Below are 12,342 nucleotides of genomic sequence, written 5' to 3'. Positions count from 1 at the left end.
CCTCGACTTTAGCCTTGAGAACGGTTCTTGAACCGCCAGGACTCGTGACTGACCAAACGAACCTGCGCCTAAAGCCCCAAGCCAGCCAGGAAAACATCGATCTGGCGCTCGAAACGGGGCCGGTCGAAATCCACCAGTGCCACGCGCCAGATGCCTTGCACGTAGGTGGCAATGATCGATGCGTTGGTCTGCGGATCGAACGTGGCCGGCAGCACACCTTTATCCCGATCCTGGCTCAGCCGCTCGGCAAGACTCGCCTGGAATTTTTCCTCACGGTCCTCAACGAGCTGCCGCAGGTCAGGTTCCGACAGCACCTCCTCCGAGGCCATCGCCGCCGACATGCACAGGCGGGACGGTGTCTGCGGATCGTCCAGGCAGTCGAGCACGACGCCGAACAGCGCGCGAATTCCCTGGCTGGCCGTGGGCGCGGACATAAGTGCCTGGGCGCGCTTGCGGCCCTCCGTCATCTCGTAACGCTCCACGCATGCCAGATAGAGCTGCTTCTTGCTCTTGAGGGTGTTGTAAAACGAGCCTTCGCCAATCCCCATAATCTTCAGGAGATCGCGTAGTCCGGTCCCGGCGTAGCCGTGTTTCCAGAACAGCCGCATCGCCTTGTCCAGAGCCCGTTCGTAGTCGAAAGCAATTGTGCGTGCCATGGCGTCATCATAGCCTATTTGTAGCAATTGATAAAGAATTTTGTTGACAGCCGGCACGCGCGGGCCGATATCTGTATCGGTTGCTACAAAATAAGAGCTTGTTACCGACTTCTGGAACCACACCCGTTAGGAGAGAAAGCATGACCAAGATCAATGTGCCGACCCGCAATGAGGTATCGCCCGTCAATCAGGCGCTCTTCGACAAGCTGAAGGCGAGCCTCGGCACCGTGCCGAACCTGTACGCAACGTTCGCCCATTCCGAACATGCGCTAGGCAATTACCTCGCCCTCCAGAATGCGAAAAGCAGCATCGCGGCCAAGGCTCGGGAAGTGATTAACCTGGTCGTAAGCCAGGTCAACGAATGCGAATACTGCCTTGCCGCACATACTGCCGTTGGAAAATTGGTCGGATTTTCGGACGCGCAGATCCTCGAAATCCGCCGCGGTCAAGCGAGCTTCGACGCGAAACTGGACGCACTGGCCCGCCTGGTGAAAGCCGTTGTGATTCAGCGCGGTCGTGCAGATCAGGGGCTCGTTGATGCGTTCTTCGCGGCCGGCTGGACAAAGGAGAACCTCGTAGACACAATTGTCACCGTCGGTGATAAGACTGTGAGCAACTATCTTCATGCAGTAACCCGCGTGCCCGTCGACTTCCCGGCCGCGCCCAAACTGATTGGTTAAGGATCGCGCCGGTCGGAGCCACCGCCATGTGGCGCTCCGGCCGGCAAGCAGAGGGGGGCCGAAGGTGAACCGTTAAGGAAGGCTCATCAGGCTTGGCGTACGATTTTTCCCGAATTCTGAAGCCACCCCTTGTAGAACTCGGATTGTCGATCGTCATGCCCACGGCAAGCAGGCGAAGCTGGCAATCTTGACCTGCTCCGTGAATCTCTGCCGGTTTAAGCTAGGATACGCCTCAAATGTTCTCTGGCGTTACAATTTCGAATGGTATCGACCGCTGCAGGGTGGCTAGCGGCGCCTGTGGGCTAATGATGTCGATCATCGTCTGCACGAGAAGAGCCGATGTGGCTTCGAGTGGATGACAGAGAGCTGCAGTGATCAGTCCTTCTGAAAGGCCCCTGCGTGTCTCGGGACCAATGTCGCGGCATACCACCTTGATGCCCGAACGCCTTTCCGAAGGGACCTCTCTCAATGCACGAAGTACCCCTGTGATTCCGCCGCCAACGATCAGAATTCCCACAAGATCGTCTGTCGCTTCCAGCAACTCGGCCACCATACGATAGGCCTCGCTCGATTCTTCGTGGGTGGGGCGGCTTTCCTCGACTGTGAGCCGAGGCGCGTGCTCGCGCAAATAGGAGCGGAAGCTGGCGTCCGAGACGTCCTGGCATTGATACCGATGATTGCCTATGAAAACGGCAATACGACCTGGACCATGGGTCGTTTGGGTAATCAGGAAGGCTGCGGTGCGCCCCAGCTTCCAGTTGTCCGTGCCCACATAGGCCGCCCTTTCCGGCGCCGACTGATCCGTGATGTAGGAAACAACTGGTTTCCCCATCTCCTTCAGGGAACGGATGGCTTGGCCAATGATTGGGTGATCCGCCGCGACCACCGCGACAGCGTCGCATGAATCGCCGAGCGCAATGAGACGGTTCGAGATCGTCTCTGGCGTCAAAATATCGACGAAGTCGACGACAGGTTCGATGACCTCGTCCCGACGCTCGCGACAGGCGGCAACGATCTTCTTCCCGAACAACTGGTAGAGGTCACGGGTCGACTGCTGGAGCAGGAAACCCAATCGGTAATGCGGCGATATCTTACGGGCCCGATCGTCGATCGCGCCGATACCGTAAAAGCCAATTTCTTCCGCGGCGCTCTGGACGCGTTGGACTGTTTTCGGCCGCACGGAAACGGTGCCACCCAAAATTCTGTTCACAGTCGCCACTGATACGCCTGCCGCAGTGGCGAGATCGTGAATTGTCGGCCGCTTCATCGAACGCCCATTCCTGTATCATCATGATTGAAACTAAATGATACAAATGCAATTTTGATTTTATTTCTGCCTTCTCCGAATATCAACCCTCCGATATGAATTGCGCCGAACGAGGGCTCGGCCGGCTGAGCCCCAGGGCGGGTCTGAACCCCGCAGTCACCAGACCGATCCGGGTGAGGAGGCGCTGTTACGATGGATGACCTTCAGTATGGAACACGCGACAAGCGCGGCAACTGGGCTCCCCATCGCCGGGCAGAGCCGGCACCGATCTGGCACCGTCCGTTCAATGCGAAAAAGGTCTTGGCCTGGATTCCTGAATTCTTCTGGCCGTGGAATACCTTCCACCTCGCCACGTCGCTCATTTGGGTCAACCTGCTGATCCCGAGCTGGCAGAGCCTCGCGAGCCTCTCGCCGCTAAACTATCTTTGGCTGTACGGGCTCAACGCCGCTGGGATTTTTCTTTTCTACGGCTTCTTCGAGCTGCGCTACTATGTCCAGCGCAAACAACAGAACCGCTTCAAGTACAATTCAAAGTTTCCCTCGGACGCGCCGTCCGACGTGTTCTGGTTTCAAAGCCAGAACATCGACAATTTCGTCCGCTCGTTTTTCGTCACCATACCACTGTGGACGGTAGTCGAGATCGTGATGTTGTGGGTCTATGCCAACAGCTGGGCGGTCTGGCTGCCATGGACGACGAACTGGCTTTACCTGTCGTTCCTGGTGCTTATCGCGCCTGCCGTGCATGAGGTCTATTTCTTCTTCCTGCACCGGGCGATCCATTGGCCTCCGCTCTACAAATGGGTGCACTCGGTCCACCACAATTCGATCAATCCGAGCCCGTGGTCGTCGCTGTCGATGCATCCGGTCGAGGGCTTCCTCTATCATGCCGAAGCCTGGCTGCACCTGTTGATTCCATCCAACCCGGTGTGCGCCTATTTCACGCTGCATGGAGCGGGCTTCGGCGCGGTTAACGGCCACCTCGGCTTCGAGATGTTTGAAATCACCGACAAGATCAATCTCGATAGCCATTCTTACGTGCATTACCTGCACCACAAATACTTCGAGGTGAATTACGGCGGCGACGGGCTTGTGCCCCTCGATAAGCTGTTCGGCACCTGGCACGACGGAAGTAAGGAAGCCGACGAAGTCATGAAGACCCGCTTTCGCAAGAAAAAGGAAAAGGTACGGGGCCGACAGGAAGGCCGCGGCGATCCAGCGTCTGGAATGCCGGCCGAATAACGAAACCAAGCGCTGTTTCGGCTGAGGCCGTGAGGAGCGGGCCTGGAACAGGAAGACTTTTGTCGAAACCCTACGGGGTAATCTGGGAGGAAAAACCATGAAGCTTTTCAAGACGCTTGTGTCGACAGCGGTGCTGGTCGGCTTCAGCACCGGCGCGACGCTTGCCGCCAACATCTTCGTCGTCGGCGGCAAGCCCGACGATCCGTTCTGGTCGATCGTCAAGCGCGGCGCCGAAGACGCCGGCAAGGTGGTCGAGGCTCAGGGTGGCAAGGTCACTTGGCTCGGGCCGCAGAACTACGACAATCTGGGCGTGGACGCCGCCGAACTGATCCGCCAAGCCATCGACCAGAAGGCGGACGCCATTGTCGGCCCGGACTGGGTGCCGGAAGCGATGGACCCTGCGTTCAAGGCTGTCAGGGATGCTGGCATTCCGCTGCTCATCTACAATGCCGGCGGGCTGAAAGCGGCCGATCGTCTTGGCGCCATGAACTATGTCGGCTCCGACGATTACAAGGGCGGTGTCGCGGCTGGCGAGTACCTTGCCAAGGGCGGCAACAAGAAGGGCGTCTGCATCAACACGCTGCCAGGCGCCGCCAACATCGAGGCCTTCTGCGGCGGTTTCAAGGAAGGCATGACCAATGGCGGCGGCGAAGCCGACGTCCTGCCATTGCCTGCTACATCCTTCGGCTCGGCCACGGCCGTCGCGCAGGCGGTGAAAGCCTATCTGCTGCAGCACCAGGATGTGAACGCTGTCTTTACGATCGGCAACGTCGACGCCAACTCCGCCATGAACGGTCTTACGCAGGCCGGCAAGGTCGGGAAAGTGCAACTCTGCGGCATGAACTTTGACGAAACCATCCTGAACAACATCAAGGATGGCAAGCAGGCCTGCGCGATCGATCAGCAAGGCTACCTGCAGGGATACCTGGCCGTTGCGATCCTGAATGGCCACGTCAACTATGGTTTGTCGGTGCCCACCCGCGAGATCCTTACGGGACCAGGCATCATCGACAAGGCAAATGTCGACGCCACCATCGCTGGCGTGAAGGCCGGGACGCGATAATCCTCCCGCCTGGGCCGCCTTCGCGTTTGCGGCGGCGGCCCTTTTTCCTCTCTCTGCGGCGGCGACATCAAGGCTGGCCGTATGCTCGCGGATTACCCTAATGGCACATCCCGTGACGTCCACATCAACGCCGGCGATTGACCGCCCGCAGTCCGGACTGGCACTCGGCCGCCTGGCGCGACGACCAGAGTCGGGCTCGTTTCTCGGCATGATCGCTGTTCTTCTTTTCTTCGGCGTGTTCGGCGGAAGCGGCTTTATGTCAGCAGCCGGCGCGGCGAGTTGGTTGAACATCGCTTCCGAGATCGGCATCATCGCGCTGCCGATAGGGTTGCTGATGATCGCTGGCGAATTGGATATCTCGGTCGGCGCCGTGATCCCGGCGGCATCGCTGACCGCTGCCATCATCTCCGGTCACTATGGGCTCCCCGACTGGCTTGGCATAACGGCCGCGCTCGGACTCGGTCTCGCTGTCGGCCTCCTCAACGGCCTGCTCGTCACGAGAACGTCCATCCCATCCCTGATAATCACCATCGGCACCATGTTCGGCACGATGGGTCTGACGCTGGGTCTCACCGTCAAGATCGCTGGCAGCACCGGGGTCTCGCTTGTGCCGGATCCGTTCACCAAGGAAATCCTCGGTGATTATCTCGGTGGCATGTTCCAGGTCACGATCCTGTGGTGGGTGGTGTTCGTGGTCGGCCTGTTCTGGCTGTTGCACATCTCGCCGATAGGCAACTGGATCTATGCGCTCGGCGGCGACAAGGAGAGCGCGCGCAATGTCGGCGTCCCAACCAAGCGTCTGAGCATCGGCCTTTTCATGCTCTCCGGCTTCAGCGCCGCTTTCGTCGGCGTCAGCGAGGTGATGGTCTATCAGAGTGCGCAGGTTCTGGCGGGCCAGTCCTTCATCTTCAATTCCATCATGTGCGTGGTCATCGGCGGCGTTTTGCTCACCGGTGGCTTCGGCTCGGTCGTTGGCATCGTGTTCGGCACTCTCACCTTCTCGATCGTGAACCAGGGCATCTACTTCACGAGTTTGGACCCCAATGTTGGAAGCGTCATCATCGGCGTGCTCCTCCTGATTGCGGTGCTGACCAACGACACCTTCCGGCAACTCGCGCTCAGCTATTCGTCGAAGAAGGGAGGGCGGTCATGATGGACGCAATCAGATCCTTGTTGCGGCGTCCGGAAGCCGGGTCGATCCTCAGTCTCATCGGCGTGGTGCTGTTCTTCGTTTTGTTCGGCGGCGCCAATCTGGGCACACTCGTTGGCGCGGCGAGTTGGGTCAATTTCGCGGCCAATCTAGGCATTGTCGCCATTCCCGTCGGCCTGTTGATGATCTCAGGCGAGCTCGACATCTCCATCGGCGCACTGATCCCGGCGGGTTCGATGACCACTGCCATCCTCACTGGTTACTACGGGCTGCCCATTACGGTAGGGATAGCAGGAGCGTTGGCGATAGGCGTGGCGGTTGGCCTGGTCAACGGCTTGCTGACGATACGCACCTCCGTGCCATCGCTTATCATTACCCTGGCCACGCTGGTCGCCATGCAAGGGGTGGTGCTCGGCGGGTCGGTACTTCTGACCGGCAATGCCAGCGTTGCGGTAACCGCGCCGGACTGGGCCAAGTTCCTGTTCGGCCAGCTGATCGGCGGCAGTCACCAAGTCATCATCGTCTGGTGGCTAGCATTCGCCGCTATAATAGGCTTCGTTCTGCACAAAACCCGCTACGGCAACTGGCTCTTTGCAATGGGCGGCGACCGCGTCAGCGCCCGTAATGCTGGCATTCCGACTGATCGCTTGACCATTGCGCTTTTTGTGTTGTCCGCGGTCAGTGCAACGTTCGTTGGCATCTGCCAGGCGATCCTGTTCAATTCCGCCCAAGTCTCCGGCGGCATGAACTTCATCTTCAACGCCATCGTCTCCGTGGTGGTGGGCGGCGTCCTGCTGACCGGCGGCTTCGGGTCCGTCCTCGGCATTTTCGTTGGCACCATCACCTTCGCCATTGTCAGCCAGGGCATCTACTTTACGCAGATCGACCGAAACTGGTCGAACCTGATCATCGGCGTGATGCTCCTGATAGCCGTGCTGATGAACCAGTCGTTCCGTGACCTGGCTCTGTACTTCAGGCCGCGGAGCAAGCGAAGCCTGCCGCGGGAGCCAGCAAACCCATGAGAAATGAGTTGTTAGAGCAGTCCAAGCCCGCGGTCGCATGGTTGGTCAAGGATAGGGCTTCGATGAACAGCCTGGCCAGTCGGCAGCATCAATCACACCGGGCGCGATATGAAGGGCTGAGCACGCCATGAACGACAAACCCGCCATTCTCGAACTGAAGAACGTCAACAAATCCTTCGGCCCAATCGACGTCCTGCACGATATTTCGCTCAAGGTGCGTGCGGGCGAGGTGCTTTGTCTGCTCGGCGACAACGGAGCCGGCAAGTCGACCCTCATCAAGACCTTGGCTGGTGTCCATAAGCCCACCAGCGGGCAGATACTGATGGACGGTCAGCCAGTAACTTTCGTCGGACCGAGTGACGCGCAGGGGCGGGGTATTGCCACGGTGCACCAGTTCGGCGGCACGTTCCCGCTGATGAGCATAGGGCGGTCTTTCTTTGTTGGGGTCGAGCCGACCAAAGGTTGGGGACCGTTCAGGATCTACGACCGCAAGCGCGCCAACGAAATCGCGGTGAGAGCGGTGCGGGATTTCGGCATCACCCGCATTGATGACGGTGACCGCTTGGTTGGGGGCCTGTCGGGCGGCGAGCGCCAGTCGCTCGCCATTGCCCGCGCCGTGTATTTTGGAGCGCGTGTGCTGATCCTGGACGAGCCGACCGCTGCGCTCGGCGTCAAGCAGGCCTCGCACGTGCTGCGTATCGTCAACGAGGCCAAGAGGCGCGGCCTGGCGGTGGTCTTCATTACTCACCAGGTCATGCACGCCATGGCCGTCGGCGATCATTTCGCAGTGCTGATCCGTGGCGCCATCGCCGCCGATTTCCGCAAGGGCGAAAAGTCCCGCGAGGAGATCACAGATCTGATGGCTGGCGGCGAGACCATGGCTGACCTCGAAGCGCAGGTTGAGGGTTACATGGAGACCCATGAGGGGCATCCGCCGTCCCCGCAGGTGCTGGAGGTCCCAGCCGCTCACTAGACTTCCTTGCGAGGCTATCCAGTCCGGCTCGGCTTCATCTCGCCGCTTGTCGCGGCCCCGTAAACTCGAAAGCAAAAACAGGACAGAAATGACAGTTCGTATTGCAGTGATCGGCGCCGGCTTGATGGGCGCGGATCATGCCAAGATAGTCGCGGAGGAACTGCCCGGCGCAACCCTTCAATTGGTTTGCGACATGGATGAGCAGCGCGCTCGCCGCGTCGCCGATGCGTGCGGGGCCTTCGACATTGCGACCGACCCCAAGGACGCCGTCGCGCGGCAAGACGTGGACGCCGTGATCATTGCGAGTCCCGATTTCACGCATGCGCCGCTTGCGATGGCCTGCATCGCCGCCGGCAAGCGGGTGCTGTGCGAAAAGCCCCTGTCACAAGCCTCGGCTGACTGCGTCGCGGTGATGGAAGCCGAACGGAAGGCGGGGGCGAAGTTCGTCCAGCTCGGCTTCATGCGGCGTTACGATCGTTCCTACCAGGAGATGAAGCGGGCACTGGATGATGGCCACCTCGGCCGGGCGCTGATGATGCATAATTTCCACCGCAATGTTGAAACGCCTGCAGCCGATTTCACCGGTGCGATGGCTATTACCAATTCCGCCCCGCACGAATTCGACGTCGTGCGTTACGTGTTGGGGACGGAATATGCCTCTATTTCCGCATTCCAGCCGAGACGCTCGGACGCGCGGGTCGCGCCCGTCGTGATGGTGCTGGAAACGGTGGACGGCCAGCTCGTCAACATCGAGATCAACAACAACGCAGCCTATGGCTATGACGTCCGTGCCGAGCTGATCGGCGAGCGGGGAACCGTTGCGACGAATAATGTCGCGTACACCCGCACCGAGTCCGCGCTCACCCAAAGCACAAGCTACGACGCAGACTGGCGGACCCGCTATTACGACGCCTATCGCCGCCAGAACCGCGACTTCCTTCGCTTCGTGATGACTGGCGAGTTCCCCGCGATCGCCTCGGATTGCTGGGACGGCTATTGCGCCGCCGTCGTTGCCGAGGCTGGCGTGGTGGCGCTGAAGGAGACCCGTCACACACCCATCCAGATGATTGCAAAGCCGGAGTTCTACGCGTGAAGCTGGGTTTCGTTTCAGACAGTCTCGGCAACCTGCCGTTCGACGCCGTGCTCGATCATGCCCGGCGCATGGGGGTATCCGGCATCGAGGTGAACACCTGTGGCTGGTCGACCGCCCCGCATTTCCGGCTGTCGTCCATGCTGGGCGACAGGGAAGCCCAGAAGCGGTTCGCCGGAGCGTTCGAGGAACGCGGGCTGGAGATCATCAGCCTGAACGCGAACGGCAATCCGCTGCATCCGACCGATCCGTCCCAGGGCGAGGGGTTGAAAGATACGATCCGCGTCGCCGGCGAAATGGGCATCCGCACCGTCTGCACGATGAGCGGTCTGCCGGCCGGCAGCGCCAGCGACAGCCTGCCAAACTGGGTCGTCTCCTCCTGGCCGCCGGAAACGCAGACCATTCTCAGATATCAATGGGAAGACAGGCTGATCCCGTTCTGGTCGGAGATCGTGGCGCTGGCGAAGGAAAACGGTGTCGAGCGCATCGCACTCGAACTGCACGGCAATCAGTGCGTATACAACGTGCCCTCGCTTCTGAAATTGCGAGAAGCGGTCGGGCCTGTCGTGGGCGCCAATCTCGACCCCTCGCACCTGTTCTGGATGGGCGCCGACCCACTCGCCGCCGCCGAGGCGCTGGGCGAGGCCGTGTACCATGTTCACGCCAAGGATACGATGCTCAACCGGCCCGTTCAGGCCACGACCTCGCTGCTTGAGAATGGCAGCCTCATGGACATTCCGGCCCGCTCCTGGAGCTACATCACGCTTGGGTTCGGCCATGGCCAGGAATGGTGGCGGCAGTTCTGCTATCGGCTCAAGATGGCTGGCTATGACGGCTGGCTTTCGATCGAGCACGAGGACGTACTTCTCAATTCGCTCGAGGGGCTGGAGAAGTCCGTCGCGCTGCTCCAGGGCGTGATGCCATCAGCCCCCGCGGACTTCAAACCACAAGATATCTGAGGAGACACTCAATGCCCTGGGTCGACGCATGCGCCGCCGATGACATCGAAGCCGAGGAAGCCAGGCGCTTCGACAATGGCGGCCGGGCCTTCGCAATCTTCCGCAACGACGCCGATGAATATTACTGCACTGACGGACTGTGCACGCACGAGGCGATCCACCTTGCCGACGGCCTGGTCATGGGCAACACGGTGGAGTGCCCCAAGCACGCTTCCGTTTTCGATTTCACGACCGGCGAGGTAGAGACGCCGCCGGCCTGCGAGAACCTCAGGATTTACAAGACGAAGGTCGAGAACGGCCGCGTTATGGTCGAGGTTTGAGCTGTCATGACCCAATCCTTCCAACTGGCTGCCTGCGCAGAGATGCTTTGGCGCGATCGTCCGATGGCTTGGCGCGTCGCGCGGCTGCATGAAATGGGTTTCGGCGTCGGATTGTGGAATTGGCCGGACCATGACCTCGCGGCGCTCGAGAAGACAGGCGCAACCTTCACGATCATGAACGGCTATCTCGAAGGACGGCTCGCCGACGACGAGGGCGCCGACATGCTCTTAAGATCGGCTCTTGAGACCGCCAGGGTCGGAAGGCGCCTCGGCATTGCCCGGCTGAACCTGCACGGCACCGGGCTCGGCGAGGGCGGCATACCTGTCGTCAGCGCCGACGTCGAGACCGGCCCGATGTGGCTGAAGGCGCGCGATACGCTGAACCGCATCTGCGACATGGCAGAGGCCGAAAGTGTCGTCTTCACGCTCGAAAATCTGAACCTGCTCGACCACCCTGGCTGCCCGTTTGGCTCGACGGCATCGGTGCTGGCATTGGTGTCGTCGATCAACAGACCCCAACTGCGGATCAATCTCGACCTCTATCACACGCAGATCGGCGAAGGCGATATCGTGCGCTGGTGCGAGAAGTGCCTGCCGTTCATCGGCGAGGTGCAGGTGGCCGACAACCCGGGTCGTTGCGAGCCGGGAACGGGCGAGATGAACTGGCCCTACATAGCAAGAGCCCTGTTCGACATGGGGTACCGCGGGCCAGTGGGTCTGGAAGCGTTTGCCCAACACGATCCCGAGGCGGCGCTGGAGGCTTTCCGGCGGGCGTTCACGGTGAGCGATGAACTATAAGGGAGGCTGACCATGGGCATGTATCACAACCGTCCTCATATCGAGGACATCCGAAAGATGAAGCGGAATGGAGAGAAGATCTCCATGCTCTTCGTCAGCACGCCCGACGAAGCCACGGCAGCAGCGGCAGCGGGCATTCACATGCTTTCGATCGAAGGCCGGTATTTCGACCAGGAAATGCGGGATGCAGCCGGCAACTGTTTCGTGCAGGTCGGTCTGCCTTATGGCGGCTGGGGCAGTTTTGCCAGCCGTCCGCTCGCGACGGCGGAGGACTATCTGCGTGCGGCCTTCCACTTTGCCGGCATCGGAGGCGACGCCTTCTACTGTGCCGCGTCCTACGATATCCAGAAGGCGCTTTGCGACAACCACCTCCCTGTCGTCGGCCATATCGGCCTGATCCCTTCCTACATCACCTGGACGGGTTGGCGAGCGGTCGGCAAGACGGCGGACGAAGCGCTCCGCCTCTGGCGACATACGAAGAGACTGGAGGAGATCGGCGTCTTCGGGGCGGAGTTGGAAGTCGTGCCCGACCGCGTCGCGAAATTCCTGACCGAAAACTCATCGTTGGTCATGCTCGGTATGGGCGCCGGCAGATATGCGGATGCGCAGTATCTGTTCACCGAAGATGTCTGCGGCTACGGCAAGAACCACAAGCCGCGACACGGAAAGGTATACCGAAACCTCAGCCCGGAGCTGCAAAAGATCCAGGACGAGCGCGTTGCGGCCTTCAGGGAATACAAGGCCGACGTCGATTCCGGCCGGTACCCCGGTTACGAACATACCGTTCCGATTGGGGATGCCGAGTTCGACAGCTTCATGCAAGCAGCAAAACGGTGAAACAATGCCTTTGGGGCTACCCATTTCATCACGAGCGGATGCCGGACAAGTCGTGGTTCGCAACACCAGGGCGCCAACGCTCGATGAACTCAAAATGCTGATTGCCAAGCGGAAGCTCATCCTTCCGACGAAATTGGCGTAGTAATCCGCCTCGGCCAATGGTTCCTCCGACACGGCTTCAATGATCAGCCTAGCCTTCTTCCCCACGGCAGACCTCCGGCGTTCGCGGGGCCCGTTCCGTTCGATTCAGGCGACACGTCCAAGCCGATAGGGCGCTCCGCCGGAACT

General features: G+C 60.2%; 13 protein-coding genes. 11 read left to right on the top strand and 2 right to left on the bottom strand.

Annotation, left to right across the window (positions count from 1 at the left end; translation table 11 throughout):
• Nucleotides 1–68: 68 nt before the first annotated feature.
• Nucleotides 69–713 (bottom strand): TetR/AcrR family transcriptional regulator, encoded by a 645-nt coding sequence (locus FJ930_RS06900; RefSeq protein ID WP_210245347.1) that lies wholly within the window; start codon nucleotides 711–713, stop codon nucleotides 69–71.
• Between the two features lie 83 nt (nucleotides 714–796).
• Here FJ930_RS06900 and FJ930_RS06895 point away from each other — a divergent pair, with 83 nt between their 5' ends.
• A complete protein-coding gene (locus FJ930_RS06895) occupies nucleotides 797–1,336 on the top strand; it encodes a carboxymuconolactone decarboxylase family protein (RefSeq protein WP_141836249.1) in 540 nt (179 codons plus the stop codon).
• A 232-nt stretch (nucleotides 1,337–1,568) separates the two neighbouring features.
• Here FJ930_RS06895 and FJ930_RS06890 read toward each other — a convergent pair whose 3' ends face one another.
• The gene (locus tag FJ930_RS06890; RefSeq protein WP_141836244.1) at nucleotides 1,569–2,603 is read right to left on the bottom strand and encodes a LacI family DNA-binding transcriptional regulator; all 1,035 of its coding nucleotides are present in this window, start codon (nucleotides 2,601–2,603) and stop codon (nucleotides 1,569–1,571) included.
• A 192-nt stretch (nucleotides 2,604–2,795) separates the two neighbouring features.
• Between FJ930_RS06890 and FJ930_RS06885 the strand changes: the two genes are divergently transcribed.
• The 10 genes from FJ930_RS06885 to FJ930_RS06840 all read left to right on the top strand — a co-directional run bounded on the left by FJ930_RS06885 (nucleotide 2,796) and on the right by FJ930_RS06840 (nucleotide 12,054).
• Nucleotides 2,796–3,842 carry a sterol desaturase family protein gene (locus tag FJ930_RS06885; protein ID WP_141836241.1) on the top strand — a complete coding sequence of 349 codons (1,047 nt, stop codon included), beginning with the start codon at nucleotides 2,796–2,798 and terminating at the stop codon, nucleotides 3,840–3,842.
• 97 nt (nucleotides 3,843–3,939) lie between these two features.
• On the top strand, nucleotides 3,940–4,905 hold the full coding sequence (locus FJ930_RS06880) for a sugar ABC transporter substrate-binding protein (RefSeq protein ID WP_140746641.1): 966 nt from the start codon (nucleotides 3,940–3,942) through the stop codon (nucleotides 4,903–4,905).
• Nucleotides 4,906–5,113: 208 nt separating this feature from the next.
• On the top strand, nucleotides 5,114–6,058 hold the full coding sequence (locus FJ930_RS06875; protein ID WP_246673497.1) for an ABC transporter permease: 945 nt from the start codon (nucleotides 5,114–5,116) through the stop codon (nucleotides 6,056–6,058).
• The gene (locus FJ930_RS06870; protein ID WP_141836517.1) at nucleotides 6,058–7,077 is read left to right on the top strand and encodes an ABC transporter permease; all 1,020 of its coding nucleotides are present in this window, start codon (nucleotides 6,058–6,060) and stop codon (nucleotides 7,075–7,077) included. The genes FJ930_RS06875 and FJ930_RS06870 overlap by 1 nt, the downstream gene beginning before the upstream one ends.
• A gap of 127 nt (nucleotides 7,078–7,204) precedes the next feature.
• Nucleotides 7,205–8,050 (top strand): ATP-binding cassette domain-containing protein, encoded by an 846-nt coding sequence (locus FJ930_RS06865; protein WP_141836238.1) that lies wholly within the window; start codon nucleotides 7,205–7,207, stop codon nucleotides 8,048–8,050.
• A gap of 88 nt (nucleotides 8,051–8,138) precedes the next feature.
• Nucleotides 8,139–9,143, top strand: coding sequence for a Gfo/Idh/MocA family oxidoreductase (locus tag FJ930_RS06860; protein ID WP_141836235.1), 1,005 nt, complete (start codon nucleotides 8,139–8,141; stop codon nucleotides 9,141–9,143).
• Nucleotides 9,140–10,099: a sugar phosphate isomerase/epimerase gene (locus FJ930_RS06855; protein WP_140746633.1), complete on the top strand. Its 960-nt coding sequence runs from the start codon at nucleotides 9,140–9,142 to the stop codon at nucleotides 10,097–10,099. The genes FJ930_RS06860 and FJ930_RS06855 overlap by 4 nt, the downstream gene beginning before the upstream one ends.
• 11 nt (nucleotides 10,100–10,110) lie before the next feature.
• Nucleotides 10,111–10,419, top strand: a complete 309-nt coding sequence (locus FJ930_RS06850; protein ID WP_140610892.1) for a MocE family 2Fe-2S type ferredoxin — start codon at nucleotides 10,111–10,113, stop codon at nucleotides 10,417–10,419.
• Between the two features lie 6 nt (nucleotides 10,420–10,425).
• Nucleotides 10,426–11,217, top strand: coding sequence for a TIM barrel protein (locus FJ930_RS06845; RefSeq protein ID WP_141836232.1), 792 nt, complete (start codon nucleotides 10,426–10,428; stop codon nucleotides 11,215–11,217).
• A 57-nt stretch (nucleotides 11,218–11,274) separates the two neighbouring features.
• A complete protein-coding gene (locus FJ930_RS06840) occupies nucleotides 11,275–12,054 on the top strand; it encodes a 3-methyl-2-oxobutanoate hydroxymethyltransferase (protein WP_246676821.1) in 780 nt (259 codons plus the stop codon).
• Nucleotides 12,055–12,342: the final 288 nt, after the last annotated feature.

Origin of the sequence: Mesorhizobium sp. B2-4-15, from assembly GCF_006658505.1 — a bacterium.
Taxonomy (GTDB): Bacteria; Pseudomonadota; Alphaproteobacteria; order Rhizobiales; family Rhizobiaceae; genus Mesorhizobium.
Note: the sequence above shows the minus strand (reverse complement) of the source record. Positions and strands in the feature narration are given on the sequence as shown.